Source organism: Pseudomonas sp. C9D1 (assembly GCF_056491235.1).
Genome location: NZ_JBSZIE010000003.1, coordinates 571,293 through 588,351 on the forward strand (window position 1 = coordinate 571,293; position 17,059 = coordinate 588,351).

Sequence of the window (17,059 nt, forward strand, 5' to 3'; positions counted from 1 at the left end):
AACACCTGGGGAAGGTGCGCACGATACCTGCTGCGAAGGGCGTAGGACAGCTCCCCCGCCACTCAGCCCTGGCCGCCGCCCTGCTGCAGGCGCCAGCCGCATTCGCGGGCGCCGTCGAAGTCCAGCTCCTCCACCAGGCGGACGAAAGTGAGGCAGGCATCGCGCAGGGGCGGCGGCGCCTTGTGCAGCAGTGGCTCGGTGTGGTCCAGGGCTGCCAGGCTGCCGGTTTCCAGCAGCTCCAGCACCTTGTCCAGGATGGTCTGCCAGTCCGCCATGGCCAGGGCGCCGGCCTGCTCGGCGGGCACCCCGCGCGGCGCGGGCGCGGCACCGATTTCCGGGAAGTGCACGAGCAGCGCGGCGCTGCTGCGGTCGAGCAGGCCCTGCAGTTCGTCGAGCCAGGGCGGCTCGTGGAGGAACGCGGCGGCGCCTTCCGGGGCGACATGTATGCCCTGCTGCTCCAGCTCCCCGGTGCGCGCGCACAGTGCGCTGGCGCCCATGGTGCCGGAGCTGCCCTTGAGGCCGTGCAAGGCGCCGACCACGCTGCGCAGGTCACCGGCGGCGACGGATTCGCGCAGGCGCACCAGTTGCTTCTGCATCTCGGTGTCGAAGCTGGCGAGCACCGAGAGCAACAGCTTCAGGTTGCCGCCGAAGCGCGCCAGGATCGAATCCCGGGACTCCACCACCGCGGCATCGCCCGTGCGCTCGACAGGTGCCGGCTCAGGCCGTGCCACCGCGCCGGGCTCGGTCCAGCGCAGCAAGGTGGCCACCAGCTGGTGGATGTCGATGGGTTTGCCGACGTGGTCGTCCATGCCGGCGTCGAGGCAGTTCTGGCGGTCCTGGGCGGCGGCGTTGGCGGTCATGGCGATGATCGGCAGGGTCGGGTGGCGCCCGTCGGCACGGATGCGCCGGGTGGCTTCCAGGCCGTCGATATCGGGCATCTGGATGTCCATCAGCACCGCGTCGAAACCCTGGGCGTCATCGAGTACGGCCTGCACGCCTTCCAGGCCGCCTTCGGCCAGGCACACGCGGGCACCCTCGCCCGCCAGCAGCTCGGAGGCCACCTGGCGGTTGAGCGGGTTGTCTTCCACCACCAGCAGGCGCAGCCCCTGCAGGCGTTTCTTCGGGCCCTCCAGCGCCACCGGTCGCGGCGCTTCCAGCTGGCCGAGGGCGCGCTGCACGGCACTGGCCAGCTGCATGGGGGTGACCGGCTTGGTGAGGAAGCCGGCGAATGGCGCACCGCCCTGTTGCTGCCGATCGGCCAGGACCTCGCTGCCGTGGGCGGTGATCATGAGGATGCGCGGCACCTCCAGCTCGCCGGCCAGAGCCTGGATCGCCTGGCTGGTGGCGAGGCCGTCGAGGCCGGGCATGCGCCAGTCCATCAGCACCAGGTCGAAGGGCTCCAGGCGCCCCGCCGCTTCGCGCACATGGCCGACGGCAGCTTCGCCCGTGGAGGCGTACTCGGCTTGCCAGCCAAGGGACAGCAAGGTGCGCAGCAGCACTTCGCCGGCCGCCGGGTTGTCGTCCACCACCAGCAGGCGCAGCGGTGCGTCCACGCCGGGGCAGGCGGCGCGCAACGCGCCGGGCTCGGCCAGCTCCATGGACACGTCGAACCAGAAGCGGCTGCCCTTGCCCGGCTGGCTTTCCACTTGCAGGTGGCCGCCCATCAGCTCGATCAGGCGTTTGCAGATCACCAGCCCCAGCCCGGTGCCGCCGAAGCGCCGCGAGGTGGAGGCTTCGGCCTGGGTGAAGCCGTCGAAGATGCGCTCCAGCTGCTCGGGGCTGATGCCGATGCCGGTGTCGCTGACCGAGACCCGCAGCAGGGTCGAACCCTCGAACAGGCCCAGCAGGCGGAAGCCCACCACCACCTGGCCGACGCTGGTGAACTTGAGGGCGTTGCCGGCGAGGTTGATGAGCACCTGCTGCAGGCGGAAGCTGTCGCCCACCAGGCGCCGTGGCAGGCGTGCGTCGAGGTCGAACATCACTTCCACGTCCTTGTCGCCCTGGTTGCCGGCGAGCACCACGGCGAGGTCGCGCATCAGCGCTTCCAGTTCGAACTCGTGGGGGTCGAGCTGCAACTTGCCGGCTTCGATCTTGGAGTAGTCGAGGATGTCGTTGAGCAGCCCCAGCAGCGAGCGCGCGGCGGTCTGCGCCTTGACCACGTAGTCCAGCTGGCGGCCGTTGAGGTCGGTGCCCTGGACCAGCTGCAGCATGCCCAGCACGGCGTTCATTGGCGTGCGGATCTCGTGGCTCATGTTGGCCAGGAAGAAGCTCTTCGCGGCGCTGGCGGCATCGGCCTTGTCGCGGGCCTCCAGCAGACGTGCTTCCAGTTCGCGCTGGGCGGTGATGTCACGATTGATGCCGGTGACCTTGGTCGGCGCACCCTGGGCATCGCGCTCGATCTGCGCCGCCGCCTGGATGAACAGCACCTGGCCGTTGGGGCGGACGATGCGGAAGATCGGCTCGTAGCGCGCGCTGCCGTCGATGGCGGCGAGCAGTTGCTTGGCCACCCGGTCGATGTCTTCCGGGTGAACACGCGCTTGCCAGTGCTGGAGCAGCAGGCCCTGCTCGTTCTGCTCGGGCGGCATGCCGTAGATCTCGTACATGCGCTCGTTCCACTGCAACGAGTCGTCCGCCAGGTTCCACGACCAGATGCCCAGCTCGGCCACCTCGGCGGCCAGCAGCAACTGGTCACGGGCGGCCAGCAGGCTCTTGCGCTGCTGGTGCTGCTGGGTGAGGTCGGTGATGACGCACACCAGCCGCCGCTCGCCATTGCTGCCCATGGCGGCCAGGGTCAGTTGCATGGGGAAGCTGCTGCCGTCGCCGCGCAGGCCCCAGAGTTCCTGGCCGCTGGGCCCGCCGGCGGTGGCCTGGTCGGTGTAGCTGGCCAGCAGTTTGGCGAAGGCCCCGCGCGAGGCTGGGTCCACCAGCTCTTCCAGGCGACGCCCGGGCATGGTCTCGGGGTCGCAGCCGAAGACCACGCCGCCGGAGGGGTTGAAGGTGTGGATGCGGCCGTCGGTGCCGAAGGTGATGACCGGGTTGACCGCCGTGTCGAGCACGGCGCGGGTGGTGGCGAGGCTTTCCTCCAACTGGTGCTCGGCGGCCTTGCGCTCGGTGATGTCCAGGGCGATGCCCAGGTAGCCGGTGACCTTGCCGCCGGCGTCGCGGATGGCGGTGATCACCAGGGTCACGGGGAAGCGCGTGCCGTCCTTGCGCACGTAAGTCCACTCGCGGGCCTCGACGCCCTCGTGCTCGGGCACATGGACGAAGACGCGGAAGCCGCGGATCGGCTGGTGGTAGCGCTCGCTCAGCTCTTCGCTGCGGGACACCACTTCGGCGGTGTCGTGGAACAGCGCCGGCGACTGGCGCCCCACCAGCTCCGCCGCCGAGTAGCCCAGCAGGCGCTCGGCGCCCCGGTTGAACACGCGGATCAGGCCGTCGGTGTCGGTGGCGATGATGGACACCTCCGACGCCGAGCTGAGCACGCTGTCGAGCAGCACGTTGGTGGCCAGCAGCTCCTTGGTGCGCGCCGCCACCTGCTCTTCCAGCCCGGCATTGAGCTCGAGGATGCGCGCCTCGGCGTACTTCTGCGCGGAGATGTCGCGCACCGTCTTGGAGATGCCCACCACCTGGTGCAGGCGGTCATGGATGGGCGCGATGGACAGGGAGACGTTCACCAGGCTGCCGTCCTTGCGGCGGCGCTGGGTGTCGAACAGGGCGATGCGCTCGCCCTGGCAACCCGGCGGAGGATGTCGCGCTCCTCGTCGAAACGCTGCTCGGGAACGATCAGTTCCTTGAGCAACCGGCCGATGGCTTCCTCGGCGCCATAGCCGAAAATCGCCTCGGCGCCCGGGTTCCAGGCCGTCACCGTGCCATCCAGGGCCTGGCCGACGATGCCGTCGGGCGAGCTTTCGACGATGGCCGCCAGGCGCGAGCGCTGCTCGAACACCTGCTGCTTGCGCCAGCCGCTGACGCCGTTGGCCCCCACCAGCGCGGCCAGCAGGCAGGTCAGCGCCAGGCCGCCGCCCCAGGCCAGGCGGGGCGAGAGCAGGTTGAGCTGGGCGGTGAAGGCCGGGTAAGCGGCCAACTCCACCTCCCAATGGCGCCCGTAGAGGCTGCGTTCGACCCGCAGGCTCATCACCTCGGCACTGCCGTCGGGGGTGGCGGCACTTTCGTAGAACGCCTCTGCGAAACCCGGCGCGGTGATGTCACGCAGGCGCAGCTGCAGGGAGTGGACATCCACCTGCAGGCCGTCTAGCACCTCCTCGGTGAGCAGCGGCGCGTAGCTCCAGCCAACGAGCAACCGTTCACGCTCCTCGACGCTCTCGGGGACGGTCACGCCCTGGTAGATGGGCATCAGCATGAGGAAGGACTGCAGCGGCTTGCCGACCGCCTGCACCAGGGTGATGGGCGCGGTGAGGCGCACCTCGCCGCTGCGCATGGCGGCCAGCGCGGCCTCGCGCCGATTGCTTTCCGAGGCGATGTCCAGGCCGATGGCCGCCGAATTGTTGGTCACCGGCTCCAGGTACTGGATGACGAAGCGGTCGCCCTCGTGCTGGCTGATCTGGCGGATGATGAAATCCGGCTTGCCATCGGCGCGGGCGCGGCTAAGGAAGTCGGCCTCATCGGCTGGCGCGACCTTGCGGATCAGGCCGAACCCCCGCGCCCCGGGAAACTCGACGGCGATGTCGCGGGAACGCGCGTAGCGATTGAACAGCTCGCGGCTGATGCCTGCCTCGCCAACGGTCACCAGGGCGCCACGGGCGCCGCGCAGGCCGTATTGGTAGAGACCCAGGCGACGCACCACGGCATCGGCCATGGCGTCGGTGGCCCGCCCCAGCGCCTCGTGGATGCGCTGCTGGTTGTGCTGCTGCAACTGGCCGGCCACCAGCGCGGTGGCCAGCACGCCGACCAGGACCACGGCCAGCATGCTGTAGACCGGCCCGGACAGGCGCCGGCTCATTGGCCGGCTCCGTCGTCGGTGTCGAGCCAGCGTTGCGGGTGGGTGGTGTTCTCGGCGAGAAAGCGGCTGGCCTCGGGAAAGGGCACCGGCCGGCCGAACAGGTAACCCTGCATGATCCGGCAGCCCAGCCCGAGCAGCAGCCGCGCCTGCTCGCGGTGCTCGACGCCTTCGGCCACCAGGTCCAGCCCCAGGGCCTGGGCCAGGCGGATCACCGCTTCGATGATCGCCGCGTCGCTGCGGTCGGTGAGCATCTCGCGGACGAAGCTCTGGTCGATCTTCAGCACGTCGATGGGCAGGCGCTTGAGGTAGGCGAGGCTGGAGTAGCCGGTGCCGAAGTCGTCGATGGCGATGCGCACACCCACGTCCTTGAGTTCCAGCAGGGTCTTGCGGGTCTTGTCGATGTCGTGGGCCAGCACCCCTTCGGTGATTTCCAGCTCCAGGTGGCTGGGCGGCAGGCCCGATTCCTGGAGGATGTCCTTGACCATGCCGAGGAAGCTTTCCTCACGGAACTGCACGGCGGAGATGTTCACGCTGAGGCACAGCGGGTAGCCCATTTCCAGCAGGCGCTTGGCGTCGTTGCAGGCCTGCAGCATCACGTACTTGCCGATGGGGATGATCAGCCCGGTTTCCTCGGCCAGGGGGATGAAGTCGGCCGGCGACACCAGCGAGCCGTCGGCGGTGCGCCAGCGGATCAGCGCCTCGATACCCATGGGGCGGCCGTCGGCGGCGTCGATCTTGGCCTGGTAGAACACCTCGAACACCCGCTGCTCCAGGGCCCGGCGCATATGGCGTTCGAGCATGTGGCGGGCGCGGGTGCTGGCTTCGATCTTCTCGGAGAAGAAGCGGAAGCGATTCCGCCCCTCCACCTTGGCCTGGTACATGGCCGAGTCGGCGTAGCGGTAGAGGGATTCCAGGTTGTCGCAATCGTCCGGGTAGACGCTGATGCCGATGCTGGCCGAGAGGTCGTAGCGGGCGCCGTTGATGGTCAGCGGCAGGGCGATGGTCGTCAGCAGGCGCTCGGCGAAGTCGCTCACCGCTTCGAAGCCCTGGATATCCGGCAGCAGCACCACGAACTCGTCGCCGCCCTGGCGGCTGACGGTGTCGACGGCGCGTGCCGTGCCCGAGAGGCGCAGCGCCACCTCGCGCAGCACCTGGTCCCCGGTGGTGTGGCCGATGGAGTCGTTGATGAACTTGAAGTTGTCCAGGTCGAGCATCAGCATCGCCACCTTGCCTTCGCCGCGCCGCGCCTTCTGCAGCGCCTGGGCGGCACGGTCCTTGAGCAGCGAGCGGTTGGGCAGGCCGGTGAGCGCATCGACGTAGGCCACCCGCTTGGCCTGTTCGCGCAGGCTCAGGTGGGCCTTCACATGGGCGCGCACCACAGGCAGGTTGAGCGGCTTCTGGATAAAGCCCAAGGCGCCGGATTCCAGGGCTTTCAGCTCGTTTTCCGGCTCGCTGTGGGAGGTAACGAAGATGATCGAGGCATCGCACAGCTTGGGGTCGGCCTTGAATGCACGGCAGATCTCGAAGCCGTTCATCTGCGGCATCTCGATATCCAGCAGCACCACGTCCGGGCGGCAGGAACGGGCGATCTCCAGGGTGCCCGGCCCACCGTTGGCGATGTGCACGGCGGCCAGGTCGCGCACCGCTTCGCTGAGCACGCGGATATGGGTCGCCTGGTCGTCGACGATGAGGATCACTGGGTCGTGGCTGAAGAGGTCGTGCATTCCCTGGCTACCCCGATTGACACTATGGTGCTGAGTAACTGACAGCCTAGACGAAGTTATCCGACGCTCAGGTTCCACCTTGCCGTATGGAGAAAGACTCCAACAGGCTAGCCGTTGTGACGGGGGTTGCCGGAGCAACCCTGGAACATGCGGGGCTCACCCACCCTACGGAGTGGTGCCGGATGTAGGGTGGATGGCGCTTTTTCATCCACCAACGGCAGCCTGTCTGGGCTGTGAGGGTGGGCGGCGCTGCGTTCCTTCCATTTCGCGAATGAATTCGCTCCCACAAGGGCGGCGGCGCTACGCGCCGCTTGGCGACTGAAGTCGCCCCTACAGGCGGAGCCTGGGCTTCAGCCCAGGAGCGTGCTGCCGAAACTCCCGGACTGAAGTCCGGGCTACAGAACGATGAAAAGCATCGCGAATGAATTCGCCCACAAGGGGCAGCAACGGCGTGCCCCGTGTCTTCCCCTACCCCACCCCCGCCAGGCGCTTGAGGCGTTCGATCTCGGCCGCAGACTCATTGCCACATTGGGCAGCGGCGAGGCGCATGACCGCCTGTTCCTGCCGCACCTGGAACTGCGGCAACGCATAGCAGGCGCCGATCAGCTCGCGCAGGGCCATGGGCAGGCCCCAGTGCGCCTTGAGGCGGATGGCCAGGGGTTCGGCGAAGTCGGCGAAGGCCTTCAACAGGGTGTTGTCGTCGATGCTCTGGCGGCTTTGCCGGGCCCACTCCTGAGCCTGGAAGATCACGCACATCTCGCCCAGGCGGTAGAGCAAGGCCGCCGCCTGAAGGGCGCCATGGTCAAGGCCGCACTGGCGCGCGGTGCGCACCACCGTCTCGGCGAGCTGGTCGATCTCGTCGAGGTAGTTCTGCAGGAATATCTTCAGGAAGGGGTCGGTGGTGCTGCCGGCCTGGCGCAGGGCCAGGGCGGTGGCGAGGTTCATGCAGGTGCGTGCGCCCAGGCGCTTGAGCGCGTCGGGCAGGCTGGTGCAGGGCGCCTGGCCGCCGCCGTAGACGGCGCTGTTGGCAGCAGCGATGAGGTAGGCGCAGAGCGCCGGGTCGCGGTTCCAGTCCGCGGCCAGCTCCTGGAAGTCCATGGACACGCCGCGACTGGCCTGCTGCAACTTGTCCTTCACATCGGAGAGCAGCGGTACATCCAGCTGCTCCGGGGTGAGGCTGCGCAGGTGCTCTTCGAAGCTGACCTGCCGCGCCTCCGGCTCCGCTGCCGTTACATCGGCGGGCAGCAGGCTTTCCAAGCAGGCAAGTACCTTAGGCACATCGAAGGGCTTGGTGATGTAGGCGCTGATGCCCATGGGCCGGGCCGCCAGCACGCTTTCGCGGTCGGCGCGGCCGGTCACCACCAGCAGCGGCACGTCCTTGTCCAGCCGGCGGATCTTCTGCATCACGTCCAGCCCGGTGCCGTCCGGCAAGTTCCAGTCGACGATCACCAACTGGTAGCGGTTCGGTTGCCAGGCGTCGATGGCGGCCTGCACCGAGGCGAAGCATTCGATTTCAGCGCCGGAGCGGATGCTCAGGACCAATTGTTCCAGCAGATTGGCAATCCACGGATCGTCGTCAACTATCTGAACCCTCATCTGCAACCCTCGTCGTTGCGCCATCGGGACGATGCCAAGACGTGGCTCCCCAACCCCGGCAAAAGAATAGAACAGCCTCGCCGGCACTGCCCGGCCGCATCCCCGACCAGTTGGTTGGGCGATGCATAAAGGCCTCTGCAACGGCCAGCGTTGCCTATAGTGAGTGCGTATCGACGCGCAACCTGAGCTGCGCCCTCCGTGCCGCGATCCAACCCTGCGGACCGCACCCGGTGGGTGGCGGCCAGGCCGTGCCAGGCGTCGGGCCGGACAACCCCTTAATGAGATGTCGAATGGTGTTAAAGCGAATCGCTACCGCCGACCTGCAGCTTGGCATGTACGTACAGGAATTCTGCGGGTCCTGGATGGACCACCCCTTCTTCCGCGCCAAGTTCGTGGTCAAGACCGAGAAGGACCTGCAACGCATCCGCAGCAGCGAGATCACTGAGGTGTGGATCGACACCAGCAAGGGCAAGGACGTGGCCGAGCACCTGCCCAGCCGCACGGTGGCGGAAGTAGAGGCCGAGATCGACGAGCGCCTGGCCGCCGCCGAGCGCAAGCCACCCCTGCGCCCCACCAGCCTGGAGGACGAGGTGGCGCGTGCCGCCGAGCTTTGCGCACGCTCGAAGGAGGCGGTGGTGTCGATGTTCGGCGATGCGCGCATGGGCAAGGCCATCGACGTCGAGAACGCCCAGGGGCTGGTGGAGGAGATCGCCGATTCGGTGCTGCGCTGTCCCAACGCGCTGATCAGCCTGGCGCGCCTGAAGTCCGCGGACGAATACACCTACATGCACTCGGTGGCGGTCTGTGCGCTGATGATCGCCCTCGCCCGCCAGCTCGGCCTGGCCGAGGCCCAGGTGCGCGAGGCGGGCATGGCCGGGCTGCTGCACGACATCGGCAAGATGGCCGTGCCCATGGATGTACTGAACAAGCCGGGCAAGCTCACCGACAGCGAGTTCGAGCAGGTGCGCAGCCATCCGGAGGCGGGTGCGCAGATACTCCTGCACAGCGGCCAGGTCAGCGCCCTGGTACTGGACGTGTGCCTGCACCACCACGAGAAGGTCGACGGCACGGGTTACCCGCATCGCCTGCAGAGCGACCAGATCAGCCTGCTGGCGAAGATGGGCGCGGTATGCGACGTGTACGACGCGATCACCTCCGACCGCCCCTACAAGCGCGGCTGGGATCCGGCCGAATCCATCCGCCGCATGGCCGAGTGGAGCAAATCGCACTTCGACGAGGCGGTGTTCCAGGCCTTCGTCAAATCCATCGGCATCTACCCCACCGGCTCGCTGGTGCGCCTGGACAGCGGGCGCCTGGGCGTGGTGCTGGAGCAGCACCCGAAATCCCTGACCATGCCGCGGGTCAAGGTGTTCTATTCCGTGCGCATGAAGGCGGCCATCCCGGTGGAGGTGATCGACCTGGCCAAGCTCGCCGGGCGCGACAAGATCGTCGCGCGGGAGTCCTCCGCCGACTGGCCGTTCAAGAACCTCGACGAGCTCTGGTCGGGCATCGCCGACGTGCGCCGCACCCGTGCCGGGGACACGCAACGCTGACACGGCGCTTGTACGGACGGCGGCGCTGCTGTTCCATGTGCGCTCCCGAACCTGCAAGGACGACCCCATGTACCGCCTGGACTGGCTGCGCAACCACATGCAGCACAGCGACACCTATGCCCGCTGGCTGCACCAGCAATTCGCCTATGAGTTCGTCGACCAGCCGCTGGACGCCTGGCAGCGCGAGTTCGCCGAGGGCCAGCGCAGCGGCGAATGGCAGTGCCTGGTGGCGCTGGACGGCGAGCACCTGCTCGGCGGCGCGGCCCTGGCCGAGGACGACCTGCCCGGCCGCGACGACCTGGGCCCCTGGCTGGCCTGCGTGTTCACCACCCCCGAGGCGCGTGGCCAGGGTATCGCCGAACGCCTGATCGAAGGCATCTGCGAACAGGCCCGCAGCCAGGGCCATGGGCGCCTCTACCTGCACACCCAGGACCGCGCCGACTACTACGCCCGCCGGGGCTGGGTGCCGCTGGAGCGCTTCCAAGCCTGGGGCGCCGAGCACACCCTGATGTGGCGTGCCCTGCAACCCGATGCCCTGGACGGTGCCGCCTGAGCCGGTGAACCCTGCCCGCGAAAAAGAGTCAGAGCGGCTCCATGGTGCCCGGCGCAATGGCCGGGCAGAATGCCGCCCCCGTGATCAATGGAGTGTTCCAATGCGTTTCCTCGCCAGCCTCGCGCTGCCCCTGTTCGCCGCCAACCTGGCGCTCGCCGCCCCCAAGCCCCTGCCGCAGCTGGAGGCCTATGAAGGGCTGCAAGCCTGGCTGGTGCCGGTGGAACCGCTGCGCATCAGCGACCACGTCTGGCAGATCGGCACCGCCAGCATCAGCGCCCTGCTGGTGAAAACCGACGCCGGCGCGGTGCTCATCGACGGCGGCATGCCCCAGGTGGCCGACCACCTGCTGGCCAATATGAAGAAGCTCGGCGTGCAGCCCCAGGACCTGCGCCTGATCCTCCACAGCCACGCCCACATCGACCACGTCGGCCCGCTGGCGGCGATCAAGCGCGCCACCGGCGCTGTGCTGGTGAGCAACGCCGAATCCGCCGTGCTGCTGCAACGCGGCGGCGCCGACGACATCCACTTCGGCAGCGGCATGCTCTTCGCCCCGCTGACGCCCGAGCGCCTGGTGCAGGACGGCGAGACGGTGACCCTGGGCGACACCACCTTCACCGTGCATTTCACCCCGGGCCACACCCCGGGCAGCATGAGCTGGACCTGGACCGACACCCAGGACGGCAAGCCCCTGCGCATCGCCTACGCCGACAGCCTCAGCGCGCCGGGCTACCAACTGCGCGACAACGCCCGCTACCCGCACCTGGTCGACGCCTTCCGTGCCAGCTTCGCCGCCGTCCGCGCCCTGCCCTGCGACCTGCTGCTGACACCCCACGCCGAAGGCAGCGGCTGGGACTACACCAACGCCGAAAAGCCGCACCCGGCCCCGGTGAGCTGCAAGGCCTATGCGGACAAAGCCGAGCAGAAGCTCGACCAGATGCTCGCCGAGCAGGCAAAGTCGCGCTGACAGCCAACCCACTGGGAGCCCGGACATGGCCAGCAAAGACGAGATCGCCCGCTTCATCGGCGACGCCTTCCCGCAGACGCGCGTGGTGATCGAGGCCGTGGGCCCGATGAGTGCCACCGTGTCGCTGCAAGTGGACGACAGCGACCTGCGCCCCGGCGGCACCGTATCCGGCCCCACCCTCATGGCCGTGGCCGATGTCGCGCTCTATGTCGCCGTGCTGGGGCAAATCGGCATCGTGCCGCTGGCGGTCACCACCAGCCTGACCATCAACTTCCTGCGCCGCCCGGAAGGCGGCCGCCGGGTGATCGGCGAATGCCGGCTGATGAAGCTGGGCAAGACCCTGGCTATGGGCGAGGTCTCCCTCTACTCCGAAGGCCTCGACGACCCGGTGGCCCATGTGGTCGGCACCTATGCCATCCCGCCGGAACATCTGCGCTAGCCCCGAACAGTAGGTTGGCGCCGAGCCCAGCGAGGCCCAACGGTGCAAGGCGGACCTCCGCTGCGTTGGGCCTCGTACCTCGGCCCAACCTACGATCCATGGCAGCAAACGGATTGGCGAAACGCCCCGCCCCTCAATCCGCCAGCCACACCTCGCGCACCTGGCCATTGTCGATATAGAGCACACGGGTCGCGGACTCGAAGGTGAACAGCGCCAGCGCCGGATGGGCGAGGGTCACCGCCTCGGTGCATGGCGCATCTGCCTTGCCCGCCCCCTTGCCGCAAGCGGTCGGGTAGTGCCCCGGCGCCTGGGTCGCAAGGCCTACCCGGGCGATCTCGGTGCCGGTGCTGACGATATGCGGCACCTGCCGTTCGCTCGACAGCGCGAGGGCCACGGCGAACTCGCCGTCACCCGCCGCACTGGCCAGCAGGCGCGCGGAATCCTCCTGGCCATCGCCATCGAAGTCCCCTACGGCGCGGGTGTAGCCGCTCGCTTCCTGCTTGCGCAGTGCCTCGTCCGCCGTGCCGGCGAAGAAGCCCGGCGACACCTCGACCCACTGTTTTTCTGCGGCGCCGGCCTGGAGGCCGGAAGCGAGCAGAAACCCCATTACGGCAAGACGAACTTCATTGTTCAGGAGCATGCGATCCTCCGATCACATCGGGTTGGCGGCAGTTCAGAAAGGCTGACGAAGCAGCGAAAGATGCATGTTAGAGCGGTTTTATGACTCTATCCTGACGAGTGCGACAGGATGAAGCGATTTCGATCGACAGCCCGGGAAACTCATTCGCGCCGATGAACCGGCACCTTGGTCGCATTGACCGTCGCCGCGTGGCCGCGTTGTATGGGCGGCATAACAACGACCACCCGACGCTACGGGACCCGTCCATGACTGCACCCGCCACCGGTCTTGCCACCACCCGAGGCTCCACGCTGCTGCTCACCGCCCTGGCCATGCTCGCCTTCGCCGGCAACTCCGTGCTATGCCGCCTCGCCCTCAAGCACACCGGCATCGATGCCCCCAGCTTCACCGTGCTGCGCATCGCCAGCGGCGCGCTGATGCTGTGGTTCCTGCTCACGTGGCGCAACGCCGGCAAGCCCATGGCGGGCAGCTGGCCCGGGGCCCTGGCGCTGGTGGTATACGCGGCGGGCTTTTCCCTGGCCTATATCCACCTGGACACCGGCACCGGCGCGCTGCTGCTGTTCGGCGCGGTGCAGCTGAGCATGCTGCTGTACGGCTTCGTGCGTGGCGAACGCCTGGGCCTGCAAGGTGTGGCCGGCCTGCTGCTGGCCATCGCCGGGCTGCTGGTGCTGCTGTTGCCGGGCGCCAGCGCGCCGCCCCTGGGCAGCGCGCTGCTGATGCTGATGGCGGGGTTCGCCTGGGCGGTGTATTCGCTGCTGGGCAAGGGCTCCGGTGACCCGCTGGCGGCCACCACCGGCAACTTCGTGCGCGGCATCCCCCTGGCCCTGGCCTGCGCCCTGCCCTTTCTCCAGGGCCTGCATTTCGACCCCGCTGGCGCCGGCTTCGCCCTGCTTTCCGGCGCCGTCGCCTCGGGCATGGGCTACGCCATCTGGTATGCGGCGGTAGCACGGCTGGCATCGATCCAGGCCGCCACGGTGCAACTCAGCGTGCCGATCCTCGCGGCGGCGGCGGGCATCCTGTTTCTCGGCGAGGCGCTGACCCTGCCCCTGGCGATCGCCTCTCTGGCAGTACTCGGGGGTGTGGGGCTGGTATTGAGCAGCAAGATGAAGCACTGACCGCCGTTGCAGCTTTCAGTGGCCTGTCAGTGGTTTGCCGTCTCGCTATAGCAAAAGGCTTACAAGAGGCGGATGGATTCTCCTCTTTTTGGCTTTGCCTGACAGCCCTATCCTACACACATGACTGAAGCGCAGGACGCGCTAGGTCAGGGAAGATCGACCAACGCCAGGATGGCAGCCGACAGGATGTCGGACGGTCTGGAAAAAGCCCGCTTCGGCGGGCTTTTTGCTTTTCTGCGTTTCGGTTTTCAGGCGTGCCGCAGCCGAGCACTCCGCCGACCTTGGTCGGACTGGAAGGATGCGCCGCCGAGGGGGATCATGGGCACCTCTCCCCGCAGCCTGGAGCCTTTCGATGAGCTGGTCCGCCGCGCAATACCGGAAGTTCGAAGACGAGCGCAACCGCCCCATCCACGACCTGCTCGCGCAGGTGCCCGAACGCCCCGTGGCCCGCGCGGTCGACCTGGGCTGCGGCCCGGGCAATTCCACGGAGTTCCTGCTGCAACGCTTCCCCGAGGCGCGGGTGACTGGCCTGGACAGCTCCGACGACATGATCGGGGCCGCGCGCAAACGCCTGCCGGGCGTGGACTTCCAGGTGGGTGACATCGCCAGCTGGAGCGGCGCCGAACCGGTGGACCTGATCCTCGCCAACGCCTCGCTGCAATGGGTGCCGGACCACGCGCACCTGCTCCCGGCACTGCTGGAAAAGCTCGCCCCCGGCGGCAGCCTGGCCGTGCAAATGCCCGACAACCTGGATGAACCGGCCCACCGGCTGATGCGCGAGATCGCCGCCGAAGGCCCCTGGGCCGAGCGCCTGGCGGAAGCCCACCGCGCCCGCGGCAGCCGCCAGCCAGCACAGTGGTATTTCAGCGTGCTGCGGGACGCGGGCGCGCAGGTGAACCTGTGGCGCACCGTCTACCACCATCAGCTGGCAGGCGGCCCGAGGGCCATCGTCGAATGGTTCAAGGGCAGCGGCCTGCGTCCGTTCCTGGCGCCGCTGTCGGCAGCGGAGCAAGAGGAATACCTGGCGCGTTACGAGGCGGCGCTAGCCGGGGCCTACCCGGGCTATGCCGACGGCACCGTGCTGCTGCCCTTCCCCCGATTGTTCTTCGTCGCCACGCGATGAATCGCAGGTAGAAGCGAATTCATTCGCGATGGCGCATCCGACACCCCGCAGCCAAGTGCCGGCGGTGAGCCTTTCGCGGCTGAAGCCGCTCCCACAGGGGGTGCGACATCGCCGATGTGCGACAGAGCCTGCAGAGCTGCGGAAACACCAAAAACGTCGCCGAGGCAGCCAGCGCAAGGCAGAAACAGGCGAAAAAGCGGAGTTTACGTTCTGTAAATGAGCATTTTTAGCCTGTTTCTAACGCAGCGATGGCAACGCAGGCAGTTTTTTCAGGGGATCATCGCGAAGCCGACGCCAAAGCGGTTCCAGGCATTGATGGTGGCGATGGCCAGGGTCAGGTTGGCGACCTCGGCGTCGCTGAAGTGCTCGCGCAGGGCTTCGTACTGGTGTTGCGGAGCGTGGTGGATGGAGAGCTGGGTGAGGCTTTCCGTCCAGGCCATGGCGGCGCGTTCGCGCTCGGTGAAGAAGCGGGTTTCCTCCCACACGCTGAGGGTCTGCAGGCGGGCTTCGGTTTCGCCGGCCTTGCGCGCGTCATTGGCATGCTTGTTCACGCAGTAGGCGCAGCCGTTCAGTTGCGAGGCGCGCAGGCGCACCAACTCCAGCAGCGAGTCTTCCAGGCCCGTGCTGGCCATGGCCTGCTCCAGGGCGACCATCGCCTTGTAGGCGTCGGGGGAGGCCTTGGCCCATTCGATGCGGTTGTTCATGTCGATCTCCAATCCAGTGGCGTAGCGGGAATGGGCGCTAGGTTAGCCCTGCGCCGGCGATGGCCCGATAGCCAATTGCGGGAGATTTGCGGTGACCAATCGATTAGGTTCAGCGGGTACGTAAGGGGGGAGCGTTACGCCGCCCGGCGCGACCAGCACCTCAACCGAGGCGTGGGCATCGAGCGGCGTAGCAGGCGCCTCAACCGGCCACGGCGTGGCGGCTGCTGCCACCGTCGCGGCGGATGGCGCGGCGGGCGAACAGGGTCTTGGCGGCGGTGACCTGGATCGGGCCGCCGGTGAAGGTCGGCAGCTCGCCACGGACCCATTGGTTGCCCTCGCCCTTCCAGCTGACTTCACCGGCGGCCAGCTTGATGTCGCGGGTGAGTTCGCGAATCAGGCAGCGCACCCGTTGCTGGCAGAACACCGCGTCGCTGTCGATGGCCTTGCGCAGTGTGGGGCGGTCCTTGCGGTCCAGGCTCAGCAGGAGCTTGCCGTCCGGGCGCGGTTTGATGGAAACGGTGTAGCCGGGAAAGGCGTCGAAGAATTCTTTGATGGCGATCTGCATTGTTGTCACTCCAGTACGGTTCATTGCCGCAACGACAATTGCACCGGGCATGCCAGCTTTCCCGATTGGCAAAACTCCCTTTTATTCAATGAGTTGAAAAACATTGATATCAGGCTGTCATTTGCAGGATGCACGGGCGGCCCGGATCGGCGCGGCATTCTGCAAGCCCTCAGCCATCACGCAGGCAGCGGGCGAAGAGCTGCTGGATGGGCAGGTTGCGCTGCCCGTGGCGGGTGAGCAGGAGGATGCGCCGCTGGAAGGTCAGCTCGCCCAGGCGGATGACGCGGATGGCCGCCTCGCGCTCCAGCCATAACCCCGCCTCGGGGATCAGCGACACCCCCAGCCCCGCCTCGACCATGCGCACGATGGCGTCGAGTTCGTCCAGCTCCAGCGCCACCTGCACCTCCAGGCGCTGCCGGCGCAGGAAGCGGGTGACCTGCCGGCCGCCGAACGAGGTGCGGTCGTAACGCACCAGCGGCTGGCTGGCGAGTATCTGCAGCGGGTCATCGCCCTCCAGGCCACGGGGCACGATGAGCACGAAATCCTCCTCACGCAGCACCTCGGCGTGCAGTTCCTTGGGCAGCTCGAATGGCGGCTCGATGAGAATCGCCAGGTCCAGCTCGCCGGCATCCACCTGGTTCAGCAGGTTCAGCGAGACGCCGGGAATCAGCTTGGGCTCGACCCGGGGTGCCGCCTCGCGCAGGCGCAACAGCGCGGCGGCCAGCAGGCCGGTCTGCACCGTGGCGATGGCGCCGATGCGCAGCTCGCCGCTGAACTGCTCGGCCGCCTCGGGGGTGGCCATGCGCGCGAAAATGTCCAGCATCTCCCGCGCCATGGGCAGCGCGCGGTGGCCGGCAGCGTTGAGGATGGCCTGGCGCCCGGTGCGGTCGAACAGGCGCACGCCCAGGGCGTTTTCGAGGTTGCGAATCTGCGCGCTGACCGCCGACTGGGTCAGGCCGATGTGCATCCCGGCGGCGGCAAAGGTGCCGTGGCGGGCGACGGCGATGAAGGTACGGAGTTCGCGCAACATGGCGTGGCCTCTGATCGAAATTATTCGCGCTCGGCACAAATTATCCCGACTTTCCATCGACAATCCCATCTCTAGAATGGGCCGGAAACCACC

Annotated in this window: 14 protein-coding genes; 6 read left to right on the forward strand and 8 right to left on the reverse strand. The window is 67.8% G+C overall.

The annotated features are described in order from the left end of the window. Positions 1 to 62 precede the first annotated feature (62 nt). The 4 genes from ACXI0U_RS30130 to ACXI0U_RS30145 form a co-directional block, all read right to left on the reverse strand. A complete protein-coding gene (locus ACXI0U_RS30130; protein WP_479551284.1) occupies positions 63 to 3,674 on the reverse strand; it encodes a PAS domain-containing hybrid sensor histidine kinase/response regulator in 3,612 nt (1,203 codons plus the stop codon). Continuing rightward, entirely contained in the window at positions 3,671 to 4,960 is a 1,290-nt protein-coding gene (locus ACXI0U_RS30135; protein WP_479551285.1) for a CHASE domain-containing protein, read from the reverse strand. The genes ACXI0U_RS30130 and ACXI0U_RS30135 overlap by 4 nt, the downstream gene beginning before the upstream one ends. Next, positions 4,957 to 6,684: a two-component system response regulator gene (locus tag ACXI0U_RS30140; RefSeq protein WP_431484099.1), complete on the reverse strand. Its 1,728-nt coding sequence runs from the start codon at positions 6,682 to 6,684 to the stop codon at positions 4,957 to 4,959. The genes ACXI0U_RS30135 and ACXI0U_RS30140 overlap by 4 nt, the downstream gene beginning before the upstream one ends. A gap of 468 nt (positions 6,685 to 7,152) precedes the next feature. Next, positions 7,153 to 8,280: a response regulator gene (locus ACXI0U_RS30145; protein ID WP_031287260.1), complete on the reverse strand. Its 1,128-nt coding sequence runs from the start codon at positions 8,278 to 8,280 to the stop codon at positions 7,153 to 7,155. A 293-nt stretch (positions 8,281 to 8,573) separates the two neighbouring features. On the opposite strand from ACXI0U_RS30145, the gene ACXI0U_RS30150 reads away from it, so the two are divergent. The 4 genes from ACXI0U_RS30150 (at position 8,574) to ACXI0U_RS30165 (ending at position 11,789) form a co-directional block, all read left to right on the forward strand. Further along, entirely contained in the window at positions 8,574 to 9,833 is a 1,260-nt protein-coding gene (locus ACXI0U_RS30150) for an HD-GYP domain-containing protein (RefSeq protein ID WP_479551308.1), read from the forward strand. 67 nt (positions 9,834 to 9,900) lie between these two features. Next, positions 9,901 to 10,386 (forward strand): GNAT family N-acetyltransferase, encoded by a 486-nt coding sequence (locus ACXI0U_RS30155; RefSeq protein WP_479551286.1) that lies wholly within the window; start codon positions 9,901 to 9,903, stop codon positions 10,384 to 10,386. 100 nt (positions 10,387 to 10,486) lie between these two features. Continuing rightward, positions 10,487 to 11,350, forward strand: coding sequence for a subclass B3 metallo-beta-lactamase PAM-5 (locus ACXI0U_RS30160; RefSeq protein WP_184489348.1), 864 nt, complete (start codon positions 10,487 to 10,489; stop codon positions 11,348 to 11,350). Between the two features lie 25 nt (positions 11,351 to 11,375). Continuing rightward, on the forward strand, positions 11,376 to 11,789 hold the full coding sequence (locus tag ACXI0U_RS30165; protein ID WP_021218096.1) for a PaaI family thioesterase: 414 nt from the start codon (positions 11,376 to 11,378) through the stop codon (positions 11,787 to 11,789). 133 nt (positions 11,790 to 11,922) lie between these two features. Here the strand turns inward: ACXI0U_RS30165 and ACXI0U_RS30170 are convergent, their stop codons facing one another. After that, positions 11,923 to 12,429 carry a hypothetical protein gene (locus ACXI0U_RS30170; protein WP_316927233.1) on the reverse strand — a complete coding sequence of 169 codons (507 nt, stop codon included), beginning with the start codon at positions 12,427 to 12,429 and terminating at the stop codon, positions 11,923 to 11,925. Positions 12,430 to 12,674: 245 nt separating this feature from the next. On the opposite strand from ACXI0U_RS30170, the gene ACXI0U_RS30175 reads away from it, so the two are divergent. Beyond that, positions 12,675 to 13,544 (forward strand): DMT family transporter, encoded by an 870-nt coding sequence (locus ACXI0U_RS30175; protein WP_374981422.1) that lies wholly within the window; start codon positions 12,675 to 12,677, stop codon positions 13,542 to 13,544. Between the two features lie 352 nt (positions 13,545 to 13,896). Next, a complete protein-coding gene (gene tam, locus ACXI0U_RS30180; RefSeq protein ID WP_479551287.1) occupies positions 13,897 to 14,667 on the forward strand; it encodes a trans-aconitate 2-methyltransferase in 771 nt (256 codons plus the stop codon). Between the two features lie 269 nt (positions 14,668 to 14,936). Here the strand turns inward: tam and ACXI0U_RS30185 are convergent, their stop codons facing one another. From ACXI0U_RS30185 to ACXI0U_RS30195, 3 genes are all read right to left on the reverse strand, one after another. Continuing rightward, positions 14,937 to 15,371, reverse strand: coding sequence for a carboxymuconolactone decarboxylase family protein (locus ACXI0U_RS30185; protein WP_263404153.1), 435 nt, complete (start codon positions 15,369 to 15,371; stop codon positions 14,937 to 14,939). Positions 15,372 to 15,570: 199 nt separating this feature from the next. After that, complete coding sequence (locus ACXI0U_RS30190) at positions 15,571 to 15,936, reverse strand: DUF3509 domain-containing protein (RefSeq protein WP_479551288.1); 366 nt, start codon at positions 15,934 to 15,936, stop codon at positions 15,571 to 15,573. 169 nt (positions 15,937 to 16,105) lie between these two features. Next, positions 16,106 to 16,966 carry a LysR family transcriptional regulator gene (locus ACXI0U_RS30195; protein WP_021218101.1) on the reverse strand — a complete coding sequence of 287 codons (861 nt, stop codon included), beginning with the start codon at positions 16,964 to 16,966 and terminating at the stop codon, positions 16,106 to 16,108. Positions 16,967 to 17,059 lie beyond the last annotated feature (93 nt).

Coding starts and splice junctions, on each gene's coding strand:
- ACXI0U_RS30140 (WP_431484099.1), bottom strand. CDS start 6,684: ATGCACGACCTCTTCAGCCACGACCCAGTGATCCTCATCGTCGACGAC.
- ACXI0U_RS30185 (WP_263404153.1), bottom strand. CDS start 15,371: ATGAACAACCGCATCGAATGGGCCAAGGCCTCCCCCGACGCCTACAAG.
- ACXI0U_RS30155 (WP_479551286.1), top strand. CDS start 9,901: ATGTACCGCCTGGACTGGCTGCGCAACCACATGCAGCACAGCGACACC.
- ACXI0U_RS30160 (WP_184489348.1), top strand. CDS start 10,487: ATGCGTTTCCTCGCCAGCCTCGCGCTGCCCCTGTTCGCCGCCAACCTG.
- ACXI0U_RS30135 (WP_479551285.1), bottom strand. CDS start 4,960: ATGAGCCGGCGCCTGTCCGGGCCGGTCTACAGCATGCTGGCCGTGGTC.
- ACXI0U_RS30170 (WP_316927233.1), bottom strand. CDS start 12,429: ATGCTCCTGAACAATGAAGTTCGTCTTGCCGTAATGGGGTTTCTGCTC.
- ACXI0U_RS30165 (WP_021218096.1), top strand. CDS start 11,376: ATGGCCAGCAAAGACGAGATCGCCCGCTTCATCGGCGACGCCTTCCCG.
- ACXI0U_RS30195 (WP_021218101.1), bottom strand. CDS start 16,966: ATGTTGCGCGAACTCCGTACCTTCATCGCCGTCGCCCGCCACGGCACC.
- tam (WP_479551287.1), top strand. CDS start 13,897: ATGAGCTGGTCCGCCGCGCAATACCGGAAGTTCGAAGACGAGCGCAAC.
- ACXI0U_RS30145 (WP_031287260.1), bottom strand. CDS start 8,280: ATGAGGGTTCAGATAGTTGACGACGATCCGTGGATTGCCAATCTGCTG.
- ACXI0U_RS30175 (WP_374981422.1), top strand. CDS start 12,675: ATGACTGCACCCGCCACCGGTCTTGCCACCACCCGAGGCTCCACGCTG.
- ACXI0U_RS30190 (WP_479551288.1), bottom strand. CDS start 15,936: ATGCAGATCGCCATCAAAGAATTCTTCGACGCCTTTCCCGGCTACACC.